Annotated in this window: 16 protein-coding genes; 10 read left to right on the top strand and 6 right to left on the bottom strand. The window is 63.2% G+C overall.

Annotated elements, in window-relative coordinates; genetic code table 11:
- The 4 genes from ACM6G4_RS06165 to ACM6G4_RS06150 all read right to left on the bottom strand — a co-directional run.
- Positions 1-579 (bottom strand): OprD family outer membrane porin (locus tag ACM6G4_RS06165; RefSeq protein WP_414913273.1); only part of this gene is annotated, 579 nt, incomplete at its 3' end.
- 126 nt (positions 580-705) lie between these two features.
- Entirely contained in the window at positions 706-1,968 is a 1,263-nt protein-coding gene (locus ACM6G4_RS06160) for a gallate dioxygenase (RefSeq protein WP_414913272.1), read from the bottom strand.
- A gap of 25 nt (positions 1,969-1,993) precedes the next feature.
- Complete coding sequence (locus ACM6G4_RS06155; RefSeq protein ID WP_414913271.1) at positions 1,994-3,331, bottom strand: MFS transporter; 1,338 nt, start codon at positions 3,329-3,331, stop codon at positions 1,994-1,996.
- A gap of 399 nt (positions 3,332-3,730) precedes the next feature.
- Positions 3,731-4,681, bottom strand: coding sequence for a LysR family transcriptional regulator (locus tag ACM6G4_RS06150; protein ID WP_201783876.1), 951 nt, complete (start codon positions 4,679-4,681; stop codon positions 3,731-3,733).
- A 388-nt stretch (positions 4,682-5,069) separates the two neighbouring features.
- On the opposite strand from ACM6G4_RS06150, the gene ACM6G4_RS06145 reads away from it, so the two are divergent.
- From ACM6G4_RS06145 to ACM6G4_RS06100, 10 genes are all read left to right on the top strand, one after another.
- Positions 5,070-5,399 (top strand): DUF485 domain-containing protein, encoded by a 330-nt coding sequence (locus ACM6G4_RS06145; RefSeq protein ID WP_056722759.1) that lies wholly within the window; start codon positions 5,070-5,072, stop codon positions 5,397-5,399.
- Positions 5,396-7,045, top strand: coding sequence for a cation acetate symporter (locus tag ACM6G4_RS06140; protein WP_056722761.1), 1,650 nt, complete (start codon positions 5,396-5,398; stop codon positions 7,043-7,045). Before ACM6G4_RS06145 ends, ACM6G4_RS06140 begins: the two co-directional genes overlap by 4 nt.
- A gap of 173 nt (positions 7,046-7,218) precedes the next feature.
- A complete protein-coding gene (locus ACM6G4_RS06135) occupies positions 7,219-8,469 on the top strand; it encodes an OprD family porin (protein WP_056722763.1) in 1,251 nt (416 codons plus the stop codon).
- A gap of 288 nt (positions 8,470-8,757) precedes the next feature.
- A complete protein-coding gene (locus ACM6G4_RS06130) occupies positions 8,758-10,461 on the top strand; it encodes an AMP-binding protein (RefSeq protein ID WP_414913270.1) in 1,704 nt (567 codons plus the stop codon).
- A gap of 103 nt (positions 10,462-10,564) precedes the next feature.
- Positions 10,565-12,073, top strand: a complete 1,509-nt coding sequence (locus tag ACM6G4_RS06125) for a CoA-acylating methylmalonate-semialdehyde dehydrogenase (protein WP_414913269.1) — start codon at positions 10,565-10,567, stop codon at positions 12,071-12,073.
- A gap of 88 nt (positions 12,074-12,161) precedes the next feature.
- Positions 12,162-13,052 carry a 3-hydroxyisobutyrate dehydrogenase gene (gene mmsB / locus ACM6G4_RS06120; protein ID WP_223541620.1) on the top strand — a complete coding sequence of 297 codons (891 nt, stop codon included), beginning with the start codon at positions 12,162-12,164 and terminating at the stop codon, positions 13,050-13,052.
- Positions 13,053-13,054: 2 nt separating this feature from the next.
- On the top strand, positions 13,055-14,143 hold the full coding sequence (locus ACM6G4_RS06115) for an enoyl-CoA hydratase/isomerase family protein (RefSeq protein WP_414913268.1): 1,089 nt from the start codon (positions 13,055-13,057) through the stop codon (positions 14,141-14,143).
- A gap of 18 nt (positions 14,144-14,161) precedes the next feature.
- Positions 14,162-15,313: an acyl-CoA dehydrogenase family protein gene (locus ACM6G4_RS06110; RefSeq protein WP_223541622.1), complete on the top strand. Its 1,152-nt coding sequence runs from the start codon at positions 14,162-14,164 to the stop codon at positions 15,311-15,313.
- A gap of 66 nt (positions 15,314-15,379) precedes the next feature.
- On the top strand, positions 15,380-17,008 hold the full coding sequence (locus tag ACM6G4_RS06105; protein ID WP_056722773.1) for a methyl-accepting chemotaxis protein: 1,629 nt from the start codon (positions 15,380-15,382) through the stop codon (positions 17,006-17,008).
- Entirely contained in the window at positions 17,005-17,682 is a 678-nt protein-coding gene (locus ACM6G4_RS06100) for a TetR/AcrR family transcriptional regulator (protein ID WP_056722775.1), read from the top strand. Before ACM6G4_RS06105 ends, ACM6G4_RS06100 begins: the two co-directional genes overlap by 4 nt.
- Here ACM6G4_RS06100 and ACM6G4_RS06095 read toward each other — a convergent pair.
- Together ACM6G4_RS06095 and ACM6G4_RS06090 are read right to left on the bottom strand one after the other, a co-directional pair.
- Positions 17,664-18,620, bottom strand: coding sequence for a LysR family transcriptional regulator (locus ACM6G4_RS06095; RefSeq protein ID WP_156385727.1), 957 nt, complete (start codon positions 18,618-18,620; stop codon positions 17,664-17,666). The two genes, ACM6G4_RS06100 and ACM6G4_RS06095, sit on opposite strands and share 19 nt — an antisense overlap.
- A gap of 85 nt (positions 18,621-18,705) precedes the next feature.
- Entirely contained in the window at positions 18,706-20,478 is a 1,773-nt protein-coding gene (locus tag ACM6G4_RS06090; protein ID WP_414913267.1) for an acyl-CoA dehydrogenase C-terminal domain-containing protein, read from the bottom strand.
- Positions 20,479-20,564: the final 86 nt, after the last annotated feature.

The raw sequence follows: 20,564 nt of genomic DNA, 5'->3' as shown, positions 1-20,564 counted from the left end.
GCCGTTCATGAACATGTCTTCCATGCTCGCATCGTTACGCGGACTGTTCTGGCGGAACTGGCCACCGTAGAGCGTCAGGCCGCTGATTTCGGTGGAGGTCACCTGAGCGCCCTGGAAGGTCTGCGGCAACGAACGACCGTCGTCGGAACGCAGGATCGGCAGCACCGGCATCCACTCCCCGACCTTCAGTTCGGTCTTGCTCGCTTTCATTTTCCCGGCCACCGCCAGGCGACCGAAATCATCGGCGGGACGCCCATCGCCATGGATCGGCAACAGCTGCGTGCCGCCGGTGCCCTTGCCGCCATCGAGCTTGACCGAGTAGAGCCCCAGCGCATCCACCCCGAAGCCCACCGGGCCTTGGGTAAAGCCGGAGCGGAAGTCGAGAATGAAGTTCTGGGTCCACTCCTCGGCCTTGCTTTGCGGATAGGCCGGGTTGGTGAAGTTGCGGTTGATGTAGAAGTTGCGCAGGTTCAGGTTGGCGCTGGCATCTTCAATGAAGCCGGCAGCGGACGCCTGCAGCGGTAGTGCGCAGATAGCTGCCAACGAACAGACGATTCGATGATTAACGGCGGTTTTCATTGTTATTGTTTTCCGGTTTTTTGGGTAAAGGAATGCCCTGCGCCCGCAATCACCGGGCACAGCAGGATCAAGAAGAAAAAGAATGGATAGCGGCCCGGAACGAGCCGCCGCACTAACCGCCGGTGATCAGCGCGGGCCTTTGCCCGCCACCGAGTAGAGCACCTGCTGGTTCCGGGTTTTCATGAACTCCTCCAGGCTCTGTCCACGCATGGCGGCGTAGACCTGCAAGTTCGGAATCCCGAGTACCGCCGCGAGTTTCTCCAGCACAAAGAAGATCGCGCCGTACTGGATCAGCCCGCGCCAGTCACGGCGGCGCAACAGATCGCGTTCCTCTTCGCTAAGGCCGCCTTCATCGAACAACGCTTGCGGCGCTTCGAGAAACCGCTGGCGCCATTGCGGCTCGATCATGCGATGCAGGAACTTGTTCAGGCGATAACCCTTGGCGCTGCGCTCCAGGGTGAACGGATAGGTGCCCTCGATTTTTTCGATGCCGGCCAACTGGTGCTGCATATGTTGCAAGTGGCGTGCGTTGACGTCGGCAGGCAGCTGCCGATCCTGGTTTTCCAGCAACAGGGTCGCGATACCGGTCATCGATGGCAGGTAATAGTCCTGATGCAGATTCTTCACCGTGGCCGACAACGCGCCGCGCATGATCAACCAGGTGATGACCTCCGAGCCTTCCATCCCGCCAAGAGTGGCGTACTCGGCGTGGGTCAGCTCGGTCAGGCGCAGCGGGTCATTGACCAGCAGATCGATGAACTGCTCATCCCATTGCGGGTTGTTGAAGCCGCAGCGCTCGCCGTGCACCTGATGGGACACACCGCCGGTGGCGACAATGGCCACCTTCAAGTCTTCGGGATAGCTTTCAATCGCGCGACGCAGGGCCTGGCCCAATTTATAGCAGCGCAACGCACTGGGGATCGGGAACTGCAACACCCCCACCTGCAGAGGCACGATTTGCACCGGCCACGCCGGATCACAGGGCAACAGCGCCGACATCGGCGAGAAAAACCCGTGGTCCAGCGGCTTGTCGCGGAAGAAACTCATGTCGAACTCATCGGCCATCAGGCTTTGCCCAATGTGTCGCGACAGCGCGGCGTGCCCACCCACTGCGGGCAGCGAGCGTGGATTGCCGCCTTCGTCGGCGACCTCGTAACGCTCATCGACGCCCAGGGAGAACGCACCATAGTGGTCGAAGAAGAACGACGTCACATGGTCGTTGAAGATGTAGAACAGCACATCCGGCTGTTGCTCCTTCAACCACACCTTGATCGGTTCGAAGCCTTCGAAAATCGGCGCCCACGCCGCTTCATTCTGTTTATCGTGATCGACGGCGAAGCCGATGGTAGGTGTATGGGATACAGCGAGGCCACCGATGATGCGTGCCATGACGAGTTCCTGTGTTCGAAAAAGATTATTGCGCCAGCAGGGCCCGGTTGACCCGACGCCGTGCATGACCGTTGGCCAGGATCGCCAGTGCGGCGATGAAGGCAGGCACGCTCAACAGGGCGAACAGCAACGGCAGGCCCAACCCGAGACTGAGCACCGCACCACCGATGAGAGAGCCAAAGATACCGCCGAAACGACCGATGCCGAGCATCCAGCTCACCCCCGTTGCACGGAAATCCGTCGGGTAATAACCCGGGGCAAACGCGTTGAGGCCCGTCTGTGCGCCGCTCATGCAGAAACCGGCGGCGATCACGCCAAGCGCCAGCAGGCTCGACTCCAAGCTGAAGGCCCCCAGCAGCAGGATGAACACCCCACCCAGCGCATAGGAGGTAGCGATCACGCCGTTCGGATTGCGTCGGTCCATGATCCAGCCCACCACGATCGCCCCGACCGTACCGCCGATCTGGAACAGGCCGGTGATGGTGGCCGCCCGCTCGATGGACAGACCGCCTTCACGCAACAGGGTCGGCATCCAGCCCATGGTCAGGTAAATCACCAGCAGGCCCATGAAATAGGTCAGCCAGAGCGCCAGGGTTCCGGCCCGATAACGCTCGGTGAACAGCATGCGCACCGGCGCCTTGTGCTGGGCCTGGGGTTCGGCGAGGGTGAAGTTTGTGGCGGCCGTGAATTTGCCCCCAAGCTTGTTCAGTACTTTGGCGATCTGCGCGGCAGGTGCATTACGCGCTGCCAGGAAACGTGCGGATTCAGGCAGAAACAACCAGAGGAAAGGCAACAACACCATTGGCAGAATCCCGCCGGCCAGCAACACCGATTTCCAGCCATACAGGGGAATCAACCAGGCTGCCAATAAGCCGCCCAGCCCCGATCCCATGTTGAAGCCGGTAAACATGATGGTGATGAACAGCGAGCGATTGCGCTCCGGCAGGTATTCGGCCAGCAGTGTGGTGGTGTTGGGCATCGCGGCACCCAGGGCTACACCGGTCAACAGACGCAGGGCCGCCAGCTCGTAAGGGTTACGCGCAAACGCACAGGCCAGGCTCAATACACTGAACCCTGTCACCGCCAACAGCAGCACTTTCTTGCGCCCCACACGGTCAGCGTAAGGGCCGGCGGTCAGGGCACCGATGGCCAGCCCGACCATCCCGGCACTCATGACCGGGCCGAACGCCGCTTTCGACAGCCCCCACTCCTGAATCAGTGAAGGCGCGATAAAGCCCATGACCGCCACATCCAGCCCATCGAATAAAACAATGAAGAAGCACAGGCTCATGATGAGCCACTGGTACCCGGCAACCGGTCGGTTGTCGATCCACGCCTTGATGTCGACCGTCTCGTGACTCATGTTTTCACCTTCTTGTTTTTGTAGAGATACCGAACGGCCTGAAGATCGGTGCAGGCCAGAGACTGCCCGACAGCCGAACGCTGGCCGTGACTTTAAAGCCGCAGCTGTCTGCGCCGCCTCTGGGAAATCCTTAAGCGGGTATCTGTTTTTCTTATCTGGTGATTTTCAGCGCGTCATTGCGCGGCCAAACGGCGTGGCTTCAAGGCTTAGGTCATTGCCGAATGCACACGAACTGCCATCTCGACTGGCAATCTCGCTTGCCTCACAACCTCAAGGTGGAGGCGTTCACTGCCGGAAACTGTATAGGGGGCACGGACTGGCCATTCGTGCGCGTGCATCAACACACGGAGTTGGGCACCATTTCGAGAAACTTCGGCGAGAGGTGAAATGCGTCGCCCCTCAAGGTGACGGTAGATAGCCCATCACACGTGACTCGCCCATCAGCAGCGGACGATTCAGTTCCGCGCAAGCGCGCAGGTACTCGGCCACCAGGGTGACCCGCTTCAGCTTGCGCAGGTCCTCGCTGTAATACATCCAGAACTGCCGCGTGACCTCCACTTCACCCGGCAGCACTTCGCACAGGCGGGGATCGGGGCCGGCGAGGAAGCAAGGCAGGATGGCCAGCGCCCGCCCTTCCAGGGCTGCGTGGTAATGGGCGACCACGCTGGTGCTGCGCAGGCGGCTGTTGGCGCCGGGCATCAGGTCGTTCAGGTAGAGCAGCTTGAAGCTGAAGGCCAGGTCCTCGACATAGGTTACGAACGAGTGGCCGGCCAGGTCCTCGCGACAGCCGATCGGCGGATGATTGGCCAGGTACTCCGGCGTCGCATACAGGCGCAGGCGGTAGTCGCACAATCGCGAGCACACATAGGGACCGCGCTCGGGGCGTTCCAGGGTGATGGCGATGTCCGCCTCGCGCCGTGACAGGTTGATGAAATGCGGGACCGGCAAAATGTCCACCGAAATATTCGGATAGTGCTCGAGGAAGTGACTCATCTGCGCAGTGATGAAACAGGTCCCGAAGGCTTCGGTACAGCCGATGCGCAGATGCCCGGAGAGCCCCCCCGTGGTGCCGAAAACCTGCTCGCAGGCTACCAGCAGCGTACTTTCCAGGGATTCGGCGTGGCCGACCAGACGCTGCCCCTCCACGGTCAGGACAAAACCGGAAGTCCGCGACTTCTCGAACAGCAAGGCGCCCAGGCACTGCTCCAGGGCGCGGATGCGCCGTGACACCGTGGTGTAGTCCACTCCCAGGCGGCGGGCCGCACCGCTGGCGGTGCGAGCACGGGCAACTTCGAGGAAGAAGCGCAAGTCGTCCCAGTTCAGTGGGGGCTGCGTTGTGCGTTTTTGCATATCCATCGGGCTTTTCTGCCAATACATATGGGAAATATGCACTTATATACTCGCATCTCACCCAGCTTGGCCAGCGTCGTTTTCGGGCCAGGAAAGCCCCCCACCCCAATAATAAATATCGAGGGCTGACAGCATGAACGCATGGATAAAAACCGGCTTTCACGCCGGACACAAGCAGCTGCGCAACAGCGCAATCGCGGCCACGATTCTCGTCTGCCGTGGGCCCGCCCTCCTGCACCGCCCTCTCTGCACCGCAAGGTCAACCGGGCGGCAATAACTCCAGCACATCAGCATTCAGGCGGCGTCCCGCATCGGGTCGCTGCCCGGGTACCCGTACGCCCCTCAAAAGGCCGAACAACAAAAACAACTAGAAATGCGGAGCCTCACCATGACGACCGACCATCCGAACCACGTCCTGACCTGTGCACTGGTCAGGGCCAACCCAAAGTTCCAGCGCCTGGCGCGCCAGCGTGCACTGCTGGCCTGGTCACTGAGCGGCGCGGTACTGGCCATCTACTACAGCTTCATCATGGTGGTGGCTTTCGCCCCTGCCTGGCTGCACCTGCCGCTGTACGACGGCAGTCACCTCAGCCTCGGCATGCCAATCGGCGTGACGATCATCCTGTTGTCCTGGCTACTCACCGCCTGGTACGTGCACAGCGCCAACACCCGCTTCGACGTACTCAGTTCGCAGATCCTGCAGGAGTCCCGCGCATGAAACGCCTGTCCGCCCTGCTCGCCCTCAGCCCTGTACTGGCCCATGCCGAGCCCATCATTGCGCAGAAGCAACCACTCAACTTGCACGCCATTGGCATGTTTTTCGTCTTCGTCCTGGCCACCCTGCTGATCACCTGGTGGGCGGCACGACGCACCCGTTCCGCCGCCGATTTCTATAGCGCCGGTGGCGGTATCACCGGCTTCCAGAATGGCCTGGCCATCGCCGGTGACTACATGTCGGCGGCCACTCTGCTGGGCCTGTCGAGCCTGGTATTCGCCAAGGGCTACGACGGTTTCGTCTACATCATCGGCTTCTTCGTCGGCTGGCCCATCGTCACCTTCCTGATGGCCGAGCGCTTGCGCAACCTGGGGCGCTACACCTTCGCCGACATCGTCTCCTACCGCCTCGATCAAACCCGCGTGCGCAGCTTCGCCGCCCTCGGATCGCTGACCGTGGTCTGCTGCTATCTGGTGGTGCAAATGGTCGGCGCCGGTCAACTGATCAAACTGCTGTTCGGTCTCGACTACCGCACGGCGGTGGTGGTAGTCGGACTGTTGATGCTGGTCTACGTGATCTTCGGCGGCATGCTCGCCACCACATGGGTACAGATCACCAAGGCGGTCCTGCTCCTGGCGGGCGGCACCACCCTGGTGCTGATGGCCCTGAGTCGCTTCGACTTCAGCTTCGAGAACCTGGCCGCCCAGGCGGTGGCCGCGCATGCCAGCGGCGTGCAGATCATGGGCCCGGGCACCTTGCTGGCCGACCCGATCAACGCGGTGTCCCTATCCCTTGGACTGGTCTTCGGCATTGCCGGCCTGCCGCACATCCTGATGCGCTTCTTCACTGTGCCCAATGCCAAGGAGGCGCGTAAATCCGTACTGTTCGCCACAGTGTTCATCGGTTTCTTCTTCCTGGTGGTCTGCGTCCTGGGCTATACCGCCATCGTCATCGTCGGCACGGATCCTCAGTTCTACGTCGATGGCAAGATCGGCGGGGCCATGATTGGCGGCGGCAATATGGTGGCCATGCACCTGGCGAAGGCGGTGGGCGGCAACCTGTTTCTCGGTTTCCTCTCTGCCGTGGCTTTCGCCACCATTCTCGCCGTGGTGGCCGGCCTGGCCCTGGCCGGTGCCTCGGCCATCTCCCATGACCTTTACGCGTCGGTATTGAAGAAGGGCTGCGCCGACGAGAAGAAGGAAATGCGCGTGTCGCGCATCGCCACCATCTGCCTGGGCATCGTTGCGATTGCCCTCGGCATTCTGTTCGAGGGCCAGAACATCGCCTTCCTGGTCGGCCTGACGTTCGGCATCGCCGCCTCGGCGAATTTCCCGGTACTGATCATGGCCATGTACTGGGGCGGCCTGACCACCCGCGGCGCCCTCTATGGCGGCCTGACCGGCCTGATCAGCGCACTGGCCCTGGTGATCGGTTCGCCGTCGGTGTGGGTCGGTGTACTGGGGCATGCCCAGGCGCTCTTCCCTTACGACCAGCCAGCGCTGTTCTCCATGCCACTGGCCTTCCTGGTCATAGTGGTCGCTTCCAGGCTGGACCGCAGCGAACGCGCCGACCGCGAACGCGCCGCCTATGCCGACCAGTTCGTCCGTGCCCAGACCGGCCTTGGAGCTGCCATGGCCAGCAGTCACTGACGCTGCTTTTTCCGGGGCTGACACCCCGAGCGCGAGTCCGCTCCTTTGCTTCGCGCTTTTTTACGCCCGACCTGCGCCGCTCGGCGCAGGACACCCCAAAAGCGCCCTTCCCTCGTCAACTCCAAACGGCGCGGGAGCGGCTCGTCGACAACAAAAACAACAAAAGGCAACCCATGAAACCCACCACCCTCACCCTGTTCCTGGCCGGCACCGGTCTCGCCGCACAGGCTCACGCCGACTTCTTCGCAGACAGCACGGCCAGGCTGGAAACGCGCAACTTCTACTTCAACCGCGACTTCCGCCAGGCAAATGCCGCCCAGTCCAAGCAAGAAGAATGGGCCCAGGGTTTCCTGCTGCGCTACGAATCCGGTTATACCGACGGCATGATCGGCGTCGGTGTCGATGCCCTTGGCCAGCTCGGCGTCAAGCTCGACTCCAGTCCCGATCGCTCCGGCTCCGGCCTGCTCAAACGCGATAACGAGCCGCCCAAGCGTGCCAAGGACGAGTATGGCGAACTGGGCCTGACGGCCAAGTTCAAAGCGTCCAACAGCGTACTCAAGCTCGGCACCCTGACCCCGAAGTTGCCGGTACTGCTGGCCAATGACTCGCGCCTGCTGCCACAAACATTTCGCGGTGGCCAGTTGAACGTCCAGGAGATCAAAGGCCTGAGCGTCGATGCCGGGCGCGTGGATCGGGTCAACCAGCGCGACTCCTCAAACTACGAAAAAATGTCGATCACCACCACCGGCGCCAAGGGCATTGTCAGTGGCCAGGCCCGCAGCGACGCCTTCAATTTCGCCGGCCTTGCCTACCAGTGGAGCGACCGGCTGAACACCGGCTACAACTATGGCGGCCTGGACGACTTCTACCACCAGCACCAGTTCAGTCTGGTCCACGTGCTGCCGCTGGGCGCAGGCCAGACGCTCAAGAGCGACCTGCGCTACGCCCGCTCCACCGACGACGGCAACAGCAACATCGACAACAACGCCTTTGGCGCCATGTTCACCTATTCCCTCGGCGGCCATGCCTTGGGTCTGGGCTACCAACGCATGAGCGGCGACACCGGCTTTGCCTACGTCAATGGCAGCGATGCCTTCCTGGTCAACTTCGTGCAGATCAACGATTTCGCCAACAAGGACGAGCGTTCCTGGCAGGCGCGCTACGACTACAACTTCGCGGCGCTGGGCATTCCCGGCCTGACCTTCATGACCCGCTACCTGTCCGGCGACAGCATCGATCTGGGCGCCGGCAAGCCCGACGGCCGCGAATGGGAGCGCGACACCGACGTCGGCTACGTAGTGCAGAGCGGCCCGCTGAAAAACGTTGGTCTGAAGTGGCGCAACGCTACGGTGCGCAGCGCCCACTTCGGTAACGATCTCAACGAGAACCGCCTGATCCTCAGCTATACCCTGGCGCTCTGGTAAGCCCCCGCACAAGGCGGGCGCTGCTTGCATCGTTTGACGGTGCGGGCAGCGCCCGCCTTGTGCATTCCTGGCGCATCGGGGATGCCGCAAGCCTGTGCTTTTTTGCACAACGCACGGGACTTTTTGAGCATTCTTATTTGATTTATGCCTGCCTATACTCGATTCAACCGCCTGGTCATGAACCAGGTCAGTCCCAATAAAAATAAACAGGGCACCCACCGTGAAGCCATTCTTGCTTGCCGTTGTCTCCCCACTTTCAGGTACTCGCGCGCGTCTCGGGAGACTGCAATGAACAACAACTGCCAACCCTTCCTGGCCGCTCGCGACTTCCTGCTGGCCCACCGTACCGACTACGCCACCGCCGTGCGTGACTTCCGCTGGCCGCAGCTGAGCGAATTCAATTGGGCGCTGGATTACTTTGACGCCATGGCCGAGGGCAACCAGGCCAATGCCCTGTGGATCGTCGAAGAGGACGGCAGTGAACAACGCTACAGCTTCCAGCAACTGGCCGCGCGCTCCAACCAGGTGGCCAATCACCTGCGCGCCCTGGGCGTGCGCCGCGGCGAACGCATCCTGCTGATGCTCGGTAACGACGTCGCCCTGTGGGAAACCATGCTGGCCGCCTTCAAGCTCGGCGCCGTGGTCATTCCCGCCACCGCCCTGCTGACCCCCGAAGACCTGCGCGACCGCATCGAGCGTGGTCATGTTTCCCACCTGGTGGTCGGTAGCGCCCATGTCGACAAGTTCGTCGGGCTGGGTGAAGGCTGCGGCCGCATCTGCGTCGGTCCGTCACCCGCCGGCTGGACCCCGCACAGCGCCGCCAGCGAACATTCCGAGCAGTTCGAAACCGAGGGCCGCACGCTGGCCACCGACCCGATGCTGCTGTACTTCACCTCCGGCACCACCTCCAAGCCGAAGATGGTGCTGCACAGTCACCAGAGTTACCCGGTCGGCCACCTCTCGACCATGTACTGGATCGGTCTGCAGCCGGGCGACCTGCACCTGAACATTTCGTCCCCGGGCTGGGCCAAGCACGCCTGGAGTTGCCTCTTCGCACCCTGGAATGCCGGTGCCTGCATCTTCATCCACAACACCGCACGCTTCAGCGCGCCCGCCCTGCTCGGCGTGCTGGAACGCTACGGCGTTACCAGCCTGTGCGCGCCGCCAACCGTGTGGCGCATGCTGATCCAGGAAGACCTGGCCAGTTACAAGGAGCGCTTGAAACTGCGAGAACTGGTGGGCGCCGGTGAGCCGCTCAACCCGGAGATCATCGAGCAGATCCTGCATGCCTGGGGCCTGTTGCTGCGCGACGGCTTCGGTCAGTCGGAAACCACCGCCCTGGTCGGCAACACGCCTGGCCAGCGGCTCAAGCCGGGGTCCATGGGCCGTCCGCTGCCAGGCTACCGGGTGACCATGCTCGACCCTGATGGCGTGCCGGGCAACGAAGGCGAGGTGGCCCTGCCGCTGGACGTGCGTCCGCTCGGCCTGATGCTGTGCTACGAGGACAGCCCGGAAAAGACCGCCGAAGTGATGCGCGACGGCTACTACCGCACCGGCGACACCGCGCAGATCGACGAAGAGGGCTACATCACCTTCGTCGGTCGTGCCGACGACGTGTTCAAGGCTTCCGACTACCGCATCAGCCCCTTCGAGCTGGAAAGCGCGCTGATCGAGCACCCGGCGGTGATGGAAGTGGCCGTGGTGCCAAGCCCCGACCCGGTGCGCCTGGCAGTGCCCAAGGCCTATCTGATCCTGGCCCATGAAGCCCAGGGCAGCCACGAACTGGCCGGCAGCATCTTCGCGTTCGCCCGCGAGCACCTGGCGCCCTACAAGCGGGTACGGCGCATCGAATTTGTCAACGAGCTGCCCAAGACCATCTCCGGAAAGATCCGCCGGGTGGAACTGCGGCAAATGGAAATGCAGCGCCGCCAGAGCGACGCACGTGGCCCGCGGGAATACTTCGAAGAAGACTTCCCGCAACTCAAGGGCTGAACCCCGGGCCGGCACGCCGGCCCTTCCTGACCTAAACCCGACCGCTCGGCCAACCACGCCGAGGGGCCTCATTCGACCTAAAGAAAGCAGACAGGACCCGTAAATGACCTCTTCCATCATTCCCAGCGTCAAGCTTCTGATCAACGGCGAGTTCGTCGAATCGCGCAGCACCCAGTGGCGCGACGTGGTCAACCCGGCTACCCAGGAAGTCCTGGCCCGCGTCCCCTTCGCCACCGCAGAGGAAATGAACGCCGCCGTTGCCAGCGCCAAACAAGCTTTCAAGACCTGGCGCAGGACCCCGATCGGTGCCCGTGCCCGTGTCTTCCTCAAGTACCAGCAACTGATCCGCGAGAACATCAAGGAACTGGCCGCCCTGCTGACCGCCGAGCAAGGCAAGACCCTGCCGGATGCCGAAGGTGACGTGTTCCGCGGCCTCGAAGTGGTCGAGCACGCCGCCAGCATCGGCAACCTGCAGATGGGCGAACTGGCCAACAACGTGGCCAACGGCGTCGACACCTACACCCTGCTGCAACCCCTGGGCGTGTGCGCCGGCATCACCCCGTTCAACTTCCCGGCGATGATCCCGTTGTGGATGTTCCCGATGGCCATTGCCACCGGCAACACCTTCGTCCTCAAGCCGTCCGAGCAGGACCCGCTGGTGACCATGCGCCTGGTGGAACTGGCGCTGGAGGCCGGTGTACCCAAGGGCGTGCTCAACGTCATCCACGGCGGCGTCGACGCGGTGAACCTGATCTGCGACCACCCGGACATCAAGGCCGTGTCCTTCGTCGGCTCGACCAAGGTCGGCACCCACGTCTACAACCGCGCCACCCAGAACGGCAAGCGCGCGCAGTGCATGATGGGCGCGAAAAACCACGCCATCGTCCTGCCCGATGCCAACAAACAGCAGACTCTCAACAACCTGCTGGGCGCCTCCTTCGGCGCCGCCGGCCAGCGCTGCATGGCCCTGCCGGTGGTGATCCTCGTGGGTGAAGCGCAAACCTGGCTGCCGGACCTGATCGAGCGGACCAAAACCCTCAAGATCAATGGCGGCACCGAGCCGGGCACCGACATCGGCCCGGTGATTTCCTGCGCCGCCCTGGACCGCGTCAACGGCCTGATCGCCAGCGGCGTCGAAGAAGGCGCCAGGCTCGAACTGGACGGACGCAACCCGAGCGTGCCGGGCTACCAGGACGGCAACTTCGTCGGCCCGACCATTTTCTCCGGCGTCACCGCGCAAATGTCGGTGTATCGCGAAGAGATCTTCGGCCCGGTGTTGTGCGTCATGCACGCCGCCAACCTGGACGAGGCGATCGAGATCATCAATGCCAACCCGAACGGCAACGGCACTGCCCTGTTCACCCGTTCCGGCGCTGCCGCGCGTCACTTCCAGGAAGAGATCGACGTCGGCCAGGTCGGCATCAACGTGCCGATCCCGGTGCCTGTCCCGCTGTTCTCCTTCTCCGGTTCGCGCGCCTCCAAGCTGGGCGACCTGGGTCCCTATGGCAAGCAAGTGGTGACCTTCTACACCCAGACCAAGACGATCACCCAGCGCTGGTTCGACGAGGACGACACCGGCGGCGCGGTGAACACCACCATCACCCTGAAATGACCTTGGCCGGCCGGCGCCCAGCGTCGGCCGACGACAAGCGCGCAGGATTTCCTGCGCCACTGCCCCCCTATCGTAAAAGGTAGCCAACATGCATATCGGATTTCTCGGCCTCGGCAACATGGGCGGCCCAATGGCCCGCAACCTGCTCAAGGCTGGCCACAGCCTGACCGTCTTCGATCCCTTCCCCCAGGCAGTCGCCGCCCTGGTGGAGGCCGGCGCCCGCGCCGCCGACTCGCCCGCCGCCGTGGCCAAGGCCGGGGTTGAGGTGATCATCACCATGCTGCCGACCGCCGACCACGTGAAGCAGGTCTATCGCGGCAAGGACGGCCTGCTGGCCAATATCGGTCCAGGCGTGTTGCTGATCGACAGTTCGACCATCGACCCGCTGAGCACCCGCGAGGTGGCCAAGTACGCCCTTGCCCAAGGCAACCCGATGCTCGACGCACCGGTTTCCGGCGGCACCGGCGGTGCGGCGGCAGGCACCCTGACCTTTATGGTCGGCGGCCCGGACAGTGTGTTCGACCAGGCCCTGCCAATCCTCTCGGCCATGGGCAAGAACATCGTGCACTGCGGCGCGGCAGGCAACGGCCAGGTGGCCAAGATCGCCAACAACATGCTGCTCGGCATCTCCATGGTCGGCGTCGCCGAAGCCATGGCCCTGGGTGTATCCCTCGGGATGGACGCCAAGGTACTGGCCGGGATCATCAATACCTCCAGCGGTCGCTGCTGGAGCTCGGAGGTCAATAACCCGTTCCCGGGTGTACTGGAAAACGCGCCGGCCTCACGCGGCTACAGCGGCGGATTTGGCAGCGACCTGATGCTCAAGGATCTGGGCCTGGCCACCGAAGCGGCCAGGCACGCGCGTCAACCGGTGGCGCTCGGTGCCGTAGCCCAGCAGCTGTACCAGACCTTCAGCCTGCAAGGTAACGGCGGCCTGGACTTCTCCGCCATCATCAACCTGTTCCGCGGGGAAGCCTGAGCATGAGCCAGCAGCAAGCCCCGGTGCTGGCCAGCGTACGCAACCGCGTCGGCCACCTGACACTGAATCGGCCAAGCGCGTTGAACACCCTGGACCTACCCATGGTGCGCCTGCTCTGCCGGCACCTGTGGGCTTGGGAACAGGACCCGCAGATCGTCGCCGTGACCATTCGCGGCGCCGGTGAAAAGGCCTTCTGCGCCGGTGGTGACATTCGCATGCTGTACGACAGCTACAAGGCCGGCGATAACCAGCATGAGCTGTTCCTCGAGGAGGAATACGCCCTCGACGAGTACCTGCATGGCTACACCAAGCCCGTGCTGGCGCTGCTCGATGGTTTCGTCCTTGGTGGTGGCATGGGCCTGGCCCAGGCCGCCTCGCTGCGGGTGATCACTGAGCGCACGCGGATGGGCATGCCGGAAGTCGGCATCGGCTTTTTCCCCGATGTCGGTGGCAGCTATTTCCTGCCGCGCCTGCCGGGGGAACTGGGAACCTACCTGGGTATCACCGGCTGCCAGGTGCGTGCCGCCGATGCTCTCTATGCGAACCTTGCCGACTACTACCTGCCCAGCGAACGGCTGGCCGAACTGGATGCCTGTCTCGACCACCTGAACTGGACCGCTGCGCCCGACGAAGACTTGCACGACCTGCTTGCCGACATGGCCACAGAGCGTCTTGCCGGGTCCGAGCTCAAGGCCTGTCGCCTGGCGATCGACGAATATTTCGCCTTGCCCGATGTCCCGGCCATTCGTACCGCGCTGCAGCGTGAACAACGCCCCGAGCTGCAAGACTGGGCCGAGCAGACGGTGAAACTGCTCGACAGCCGCTCGCCACTGGCAATGGCCACGACGCTTGAGTTGTTGCGCCGTGGTCGTTACCTGAGCCTGGCCGAGTGCTTCGCTCTGGAGTTGCACCTGGACTACCAGTGGTTCGACAAGGGCGACCTGATGGAGGGCGTGCGCGCCCTGATCATCGACAAGGACAAGTGCCCGCGCTGGAACCCGCCAACCCTGGCAGAGCTGGTACCTGCCAGGGTGCAGGCCTTCTTCAACGACTTTGAACGCGCCTCCGGCAAGCCCGTACGCACCGCCTGATCGGCAGGAGACTTTGCAATGCACGATATCGAATTGACCGAAGAACAACGCATGATCCGCGACATGGCGCGCGACTTCGCCCGCAGCGAAGTCGCGCCACATGCCCAGGCCTGGGAGAAGGCCGGCTGGATCGATGACGCCGTGGTGGCGCAGATGGGCGAGCTGGGGCTGCTGGGCATGGTCGTGCCGGACACCTGGGGCGGCAGCTACACCGACTATGTGGCCTACGCCCTGGCCGTCGAGGAAATCTCGGCTGGCGACGGTGCCCTCGGCGCGCTGATGAGCATCCACAATTCGGTGGGCTGCGGCCCCCTGCTGAAATACGGCACCCCCGCGCAACAGGACAGCTGGCTGCCGCTGCTGGTCAGTGGTCAAGCGATCGGCTGCTTCTGCCTGACCGAGCCACAGGCCGGCTCCGAAGCGCACAACCTGCGTACCCGTGCCGAACTGCGCGACGGCCAATGGGTACTCAACGGCGCCAAGCAATTCGTCAGCAACGGCAAGCGCGCCAGTCTGGCCATTGTCTTCGCCGTCACCGATGCGCAGCTGGGCAAAAAGGGGCTGTCGGCCTTCCTGGTACCCACTGACAACCCCGGGTTCGTGGTCGACCGCAGCGAACACAAGATGGGCATCAAGGCCTCCGATACCTGCGCGGTGACCCTCAACGACTGCACCATCCCCGAGGCCAACCTGCTGGGTGAACGCGGCAAAGGCCTGGCCATCGCCCTGTCGAACCTTGAAGGCGGCCGCATCGGCATCGCCGCCCAGGCCCTGGGTATCGCCCGCGCCGCCTTCGAGGCTGCCCTGGGCTATGCCCGCGAACGCGTCCAGTTCGGCAAGCCGATCATCGAGCACCAGAGCGTGTCCAACCTGCTCGCCGACATGCACACCCGACTCAACGCCAGCCGCCTGCTGATCCTGCATGCGGCGCGCCTGAAAAGCGCCGGGCAACCGTGCCTGTCCGAGGCCTCCCAGGCCAAGCTATTCGCTTCGGAAATGGCCGAACGCGTGTGCTCCAGCGCCCTGCAGATCCATGGCGGCTACGGCTACCTGGAGGACTACCCGGTGGAGCGTTACTACCGCGACGCGCGCATCACCCAGATCTACGAAGGCTCCAGCGAGGTCCAGCGCCTGCTGATCGCCCGCGAACTGAGCCACTACGCGCTCTGACTCCCTCCCGCCGGACGCGACTGCCGCGTCCGGCATTTCCCTGTCTTGCCCGTTGTGGAGTTGCCCATGTTCGGCTTGCGCAATATTTCCATTAGCAGCCGTCTGTGGCTGATCTTGCTGACATCCATCCTGATGCTGATGATTCTCGCCGGCTTGATGCTCAAGCAGAGCCATGACGACCTTTATACGGCCAAGGCGCTGAAAACCCGCCACGTGGTCGAGACCGCCAGCAGCATCCTGCGCCACTTCCAAGGCCTGGAAGGCCAGGGTCTGAGTCGTGAACAGGCCCAGCAACAAGCCATCGCGGTCATGCGCGACTTGCGCTACGACCGTGAGGATTACTTCTGGCTCGAAGACCTCGACACGCGAATGGTCATGCACCCCAATGCCAAACTCGAGGGCAAGCGCATGGCCGGTACACTCGATCCGGACGGCAAGGCGCTGTTCGACGAAATGGTCGCCACCGCCAACCGCGATGGCGCCGGCCTGGTGCACTACCGCTGGCCCAAGCCGGGTTCCGACGCGCCGGTGGAGAAAGTTTCCTACGTCGAATTGTTCAAGCCCTGGGGCTGGATTGTCGGCTCGGGCATCTACATCGACGACGTGCAAGTCGAGTTCCGCCGCCAGCTGATCCAGGCCTTCGTCATATTGGTGACGATCACCCTGCTGCTCAGTGCGCTGATCCTGCTGATTGCCCGCAGCATCGCCTCGCCACTGGCGCGGGTGGTCGATGCCATGGAGAACATCGCCAGCGGCGAGGCCGACCTGACCCGCAATCTGGATAACCGCTGGCGCGATGAACTGACAGACTTGAGCAGCCATTTCAACGTTTTCACCAACAAGCTGCGTGGCGTGATCGGCCAGTCCATACAGTCCGCTGACAGCCTCGACCAGGCTTCGAAGTCACTCGGCGAAATCGCCGCCGATAGCCAGAACCACAGCCAGCAGCAATCGCAGCAGATGGAGCTGGTGGCCGCCGCCATCCATGAGGTCTCCTACGCCGTGCAGGAAGTGGCCAGGAACGCCGAGCACGCGGCCAACGAAGTTCGCCAGGCCGAAGAACAGGCACGCCGGGGCCAGCACAACATCGACAGCAGCCTGCTCCAGATCGACCAGCTATCCGATACCATCGGCCAGGCCGTCGAGGTGATCCAGAGCCTGGCCCGGGAAAGCACTCAGATCGGCAGCGTGCTGGAAGTGATCCGCGCCATCGCCGAGCAGACCAATCTGCTCGCGCTGAACGCCGCCATCGAGGCAGCGCGCGCTGGCGAACAGGGGCGCGGCTTCGCTGTGGTAGCAGACGAAGTGCGGCTGCTGGCCCAGCGCACCCAGCAGTCCACCGCGCAAATCCAGGACATGATCGAGCGCCTGCACGGCAACTCGGAAGCCGCGGTGAATGTCATCAATGCCAGCAGCCTGGCCGCTCGACAAACCGTGGAACAGGCCCACCAAACGGCAGAAAGCCTGCACCAGGTACTCGGCGCACTGCGCAATGTCACTGAATTGAACGCCTCGATCGCCAGCGCCACCCTGGAACAGTCGCACGTGGTCGAAGACATCAACCAGAACGTGACCCTCGCCGCCTCTCTGGCCCACGAAAATGCCCAGGCAGCGGACCGGTCCAACGAGGCGAGCCAGGAACTGGGCCAACTGGCGGGTCAGCTCAATCGGCTATTGGGACAGTTTCGCGTATGAGGTGGATGAGCAACATGCAGCCCTCCAAAAACCTTTTTGCGTTGCCGGTCGACGAAGAGCGCAACACGCGTTACCTGGAAACGCGTCACAAGGCTGTCGAACTGTTCGCCAGGCATGGTTTCAGCCGAGTCAGCATGCGCGACCTGGCCACTGGCCTGGGGATCACCGCCGGCTCCCTTTACAACCACATCGACAGCAAAGAAGCACTGCTGTTGGAACTGATCGAGGAGCTCTACGAAGCGTTGCTTGACGGCGCGAGCCTGGTGACCCGGCGCAAATCCGCCCCCACTGTACGACTGCACGGCCTGCTTGAGGCGCACCTGCGGCTCCACGAGCGGATGGCCGCGCATTTCCGCCTGGCCGAGTACGACCTCCATTGTTTGAGCGGCGAACAGCAAGCCTCGATTCTGGCCCTGCGCCGGCGCTACGAGGAGCATCTGGTGGAGACCCTGGAGCAACTCACCGGTAAACCGGCTGGCGCCACCCGGCGCGCGACCGTAAGCGGCATCGTTTCCCTGCTCAATCAATTGCCGGCCTGGGTCGGGCAGCCCAAGACCGGCATTGGAGCCCGCCGCAAACTGCTGCTGGAGATGGTGATGAGTACTCTGCAGGGAGCATTGCGGGCAACCGAGACCGCAGACCTGGCGGCAGTCGTTCACGGCGACGGCAGGTAGGCCATCTTGTATGACTCGCCCATCAGCAGCGCACGATTGAGCTGCGCGCAGGTGCGCAGGTAGTCGGCCACCAGGGTAATCCTCTTGAGGTTGCGCAGGTCCTCGCAGTAGTACATCCAGAACTGTCGAGTGACCTCCACTTCACCCGGCAGCACCTCGCACAGGCGCGGGTCGGGACCGGCGAGGAAGCAAGGCAGGATCGCCAGCGCGCGCCCTTCCAGTGCCGCATGGTACTGGGCGACCACGCTGGTGCTGCGCAGGCGACTGCGCGCGCCGAGCATCAAGTCGTTCAGGTAGAGCAGCTTGAAGCTGAAGGCCAGGTCATCGACGTAGGTCACGAACGGGTGAGCGGCCAGGTCCTCGCGACAGCCAATCGGCGGATGACTGGCCAGGTACTCCGGCGTCGCATACACACGCAAGCGGTAATCGCACAACCTCGAGCACACGTACGGACCGCGCTCGGGCCGTTCCAGGGTGATGGCGATATCCGCCTCGCGCCGTGACAGGTTGACGAAGTGCGGGACCGGCAAAATATCCGCCGAGATATGCGGGTAGTGCTCGAGGAAGTGGCTCATCTGCGCGGCGACGAAACAGGATCCGAAGGCTTCGGTACAGCCGATGCGCAGGTGCCCGGCGAGCCCCCCTGTGGTGCCGAAAACCTGCTCGCAGGCTACCAGCAGCGTACTTTCCAGGGTTTCGGCGTGGCAGACCAGACGCTGCCCCTCCACGGTCAGCACGAAGCCTGCGGTTCGCGATTTCTCGAACAGCATGGCACCCAGGCTCTGCTCCAGGGCGCGGATGCGTCGCGCTACCGTGGTGTAGTCCACCCCCAGGCGGCGGGCTGCACCGCTGGCGGTGCGGGCACGGGCGACCTCGAGAAAGAAGCGCATGTCGTCCCAGTTCAAGTGACCTTGCGTTGTACTGGCTTGCATATTCATCAGGCTTTCCTGCCGTACGTTGAGAGGGCCAGTGAATAAAAAGCGCGGGCCAGGGCGTAGGAAGGCGCCGCGCAACACTCAATCGTCAGAACTGTTCGTCAGCAAGGCCGTACAGGGGCGCACTGCCGGCACGGATGCTGGCTTCCAGGCTCAGCGTGCGTGGCAGCAGGCGGGCGAAGTAGAACTCGGCGGTGGCCAGTTTGGCAGCGTAGAACGGCGGGTCCCGGTCGAGTCTGGAGCGGGCCACGGCGGCCATGCGCGACCACATGTAGGCGTAGGCGACATAGCCGAACAGGTGCAGGTACTCCACGGAGGCTGCGCCGACTTCGTTGGCGTTGGCTTTGGCCCGCTCCAGCAACCAGTTGCTGAGGCCCTCCAGGCGCTCCAGGGCCTGCAACAGTTCGCTGCCATAGGCGCTTTCGTGGTGCAGGGCGAAGTGGCGGACTTCCCGGGCGAACAGGCGTAGCGCGACGCCATCGTTGGCGAGCACTTTGCGTGCGAGCAGGTCCAATGCCTGGATGCCATTGGTGCCTTCGTAGATCTGTGCAATGCGCACATCACGGACCAATTGTTCCTGGCCCCATTCGCGGATGTAACCATGGCCGCCGAACACCTGCTGGCCGTTGATGCAGCTTTCCAGGCCGGTGTCGGTAAAAAACGCCTTGGCCACTGGCGTCAGCAGCGCAACCAGGATCTGCGCGCTGTCGCGCTCGCCGGCATCGTCGGAAAACTTCGACAGATCCAGTTGTTGCCCGACATAGCTGGCGAACGCGCGACCGCCTTCGGTCATGGCTTTCATGCCCAGCAGCATGCGCCGCACATCCGGGTGAGCGATGATCGGGTCGGCCGGTTTGTCCGGGGCCAAGGCACCGCTGGGAGCCCGACCCTGAATGCGGTCGCGAGCATAGGCGACGGCGCTCTGGTAGGAGGCCTCGGCGCAGCCGATGCCCTGAATGCCAATCGACAGGCGTTCGTAATTCATCATGGTGAACATCGCCGCCAGGCCTTTGTTCTCTTCACCGACCAGCCAGCCACTGGCGCCGTCGAAGTTCATCACGCAGGTGGCCGAGGCCTTGATGCCCATCTTGTGTTCGATCGAGCCGCAACTCACCGCGTTGGCCGCGCCAAGGGAGCCGTCGGCATTGACCAGGACTTTAGGCACGATAAACAGCGAAATGCCTTTCGGCCCAGCAGGCGCGTTCGGCAGTTTGGCCAATACCAGATGCACGATGTTCTCGGTCAGGTCCTGATCGCCCCCGGTGATGAAAATCTTGCTGCCGGTGATCCTGTAGCTGCCGTCAGCCTCAGGTTCGGCGCGGGTGCGGATCAGCCCCAGGTCGGTACCGGCATGGGCCTCGGTCAGGCACATGGAGCCAGCCCAGCGGCCTTCATACATTGGTGGCAGATAGAGGTTTTTCAGGGCGTCGCTGGCGTGGGCGTCCAGCGCCAGGCAGGCACCGGAACTCAATGCGCTATACAGCGCAAAACTTGAGTTGGCGCCGTAGAGCATCTCTTCGAACTGCACGGCCAGCATTTTCGGCATGCCCATGCCACCGAACCCGGGGTTGCCGGACAGCCCCACCCAACCGCCTTCGATGTAGGTCGCGTAAGCCTGTTTGAAACCGATGGGGGTGGTGACCCGGCCCTCATGCCACTGCGCGCCTTCTTCGTCGCCGCTGCGATTGAGGGGCGCAATCAGGTGCGAGGTGACTTTGGCCGCCTCCTCGATTATGGCGTCAGCCGTATCGGTGTCGATGCTCTCGGCCAAGGCCGGCAGGCGCGCCCACATGGCCGGAGCGTCGAACACTTCGTGCAGCACAAAGCGCATGTCGCGCAGCGGGGCTTTGAATTGGGGCATAACGTAAACCTCGTTGGGACGGTTGTTTCATTGGCAAGGCACAACCGGATTCGGCGTGCACGAACCCGTAGCAGCAGGTAAACACC

The organism is Pseudomonas sp. IT-P258 (assembly GCF_949767825.1).
GTDB classification, from domain to species: Bacteria; Pseudomonadota; Gammaproteobacteria; order Pseudomonadales; family Pseudomonadaceae; genus Aquipseudomonas; species Aquipseudomonas monachiensis.
Note: the sequence above shows the minus strand (reverse complement) of the source record. Positions and strands in the feature narration are given on the sequence as shown.

What these genes read in the sequence shown, in the direction of transcription:
- ACM6G4_RS06100 (WP_056722775.1), top strand. Translation starts at nt 17,005, where the DNA reads ATGAGGTGGATGAGCAACATGCAGCCCTCCAAAAACCTTTTTGCGTTG.
- ACM6G4_RS06125 (WP_414913269.1), top strand. Translation starts at nt 10,565, where the DNA reads ATGACCTCTTCCATCATTCCCAGCGTCAAGCTTCTGATCAACGGCGAG.
- ACM6G4_RS06145 (WP_056722759.1), top strand. Translation starts at nt 5,070, where the DNA reads ATGACGACCGACCATCCGAACCACGTCCTGACCTGTGCACTGGTCAGG.
- ACM6G4_RS06090 (WP_414913267.1), bottom strand. Translation starts at nt 20,478, where the DNA reads ATGCCCCAATTCAAAGCCCCGCTGCGCGACATGCGCTTTGTGCTGCAC.
- ACM6G4_RS06130 (WP_414913270.1), top strand. Translation starts at nt 8,758, where the DNA reads ATGAACAACAACTGCCAACCCTTCCTGGCCGCTCGCGACTTCCTGCTG.
- ACM6G4_RS06135 (WP_056722763.1), top strand. Translation starts at nt 7,219, where the DNA reads ATGAAACCCACCACCCTCACCCTGTTCCTGGCCGGCACCGGTCTCGCC.
- ACM6G4_RS06095 (WP_156385727.1), bottom strand. Translation starts at nt 18,620, where the DNA reads ATGAATATGCAAGCCAGTACAACGCAAGGTCACTTGAACTGGGACGAC.
- mmsB (WP_223541620.1), top strand. Translation starts at nt 12,162, where the DNA reads ATGCATATCGGATTTCTCGGCCTCGGCAACATGGGCGGCCCAATGGCC.
- ACM6G4_RS06110 (WP_223541622.1), top strand. Translation starts at nt 14,162, where the DNA reads ATGCACGATATCGAATTGACCGAAGAACAACGCATGATCCGCGACATG.
- ACM6G4_RS06150 (WP_201783876.1), bottom strand. Translation starts at nt 4,681, where the DNA reads ATGCAAAAACGCACAACGCAGCCCCCACTGAACTGGGACGACTTGCGC.
- ACM6G4_RS06155 (WP_414913271.1), bottom strand. Translation starts at nt 3,331, where the DNA reads ATGAGTCACGAGACGGTCGACATCAAGGCGTGGATCGACAACCGACCG.
- ACM6G4_RS06115 (WP_414913268.1), top strand. Translation starts at nt 13,055, where the DNA reads ATGAGCCAGCAGCAAGCCCCGGTGCTGGCCAGCGTACGCAACCGCGTC.
- ACM6G4_RS06140 (WP_056722761.1), top strand. Translation starts at nt 5,396, where the DNA reads ATGAAACGCCTGTCCGCCCTGCTCGCCCTCAGCCCTGTACTGGCCCAT.
- ACM6G4_RS06160 (WP_414913272.1), bottom strand. Translation starts at nt 1,968, where the DNA reads ATGGCACGCATCATCGGTGGCCTCGCTGTATCCCATACACCTACCATC.
- ACM6G4_RS06105 (WP_056722773.1), top strand. Translation starts at nt 15,380, where the DNA reads ATGTTCGGCTTGCGCAATATTTCCATTAGCAGCCGTCTGTGGCTGATC.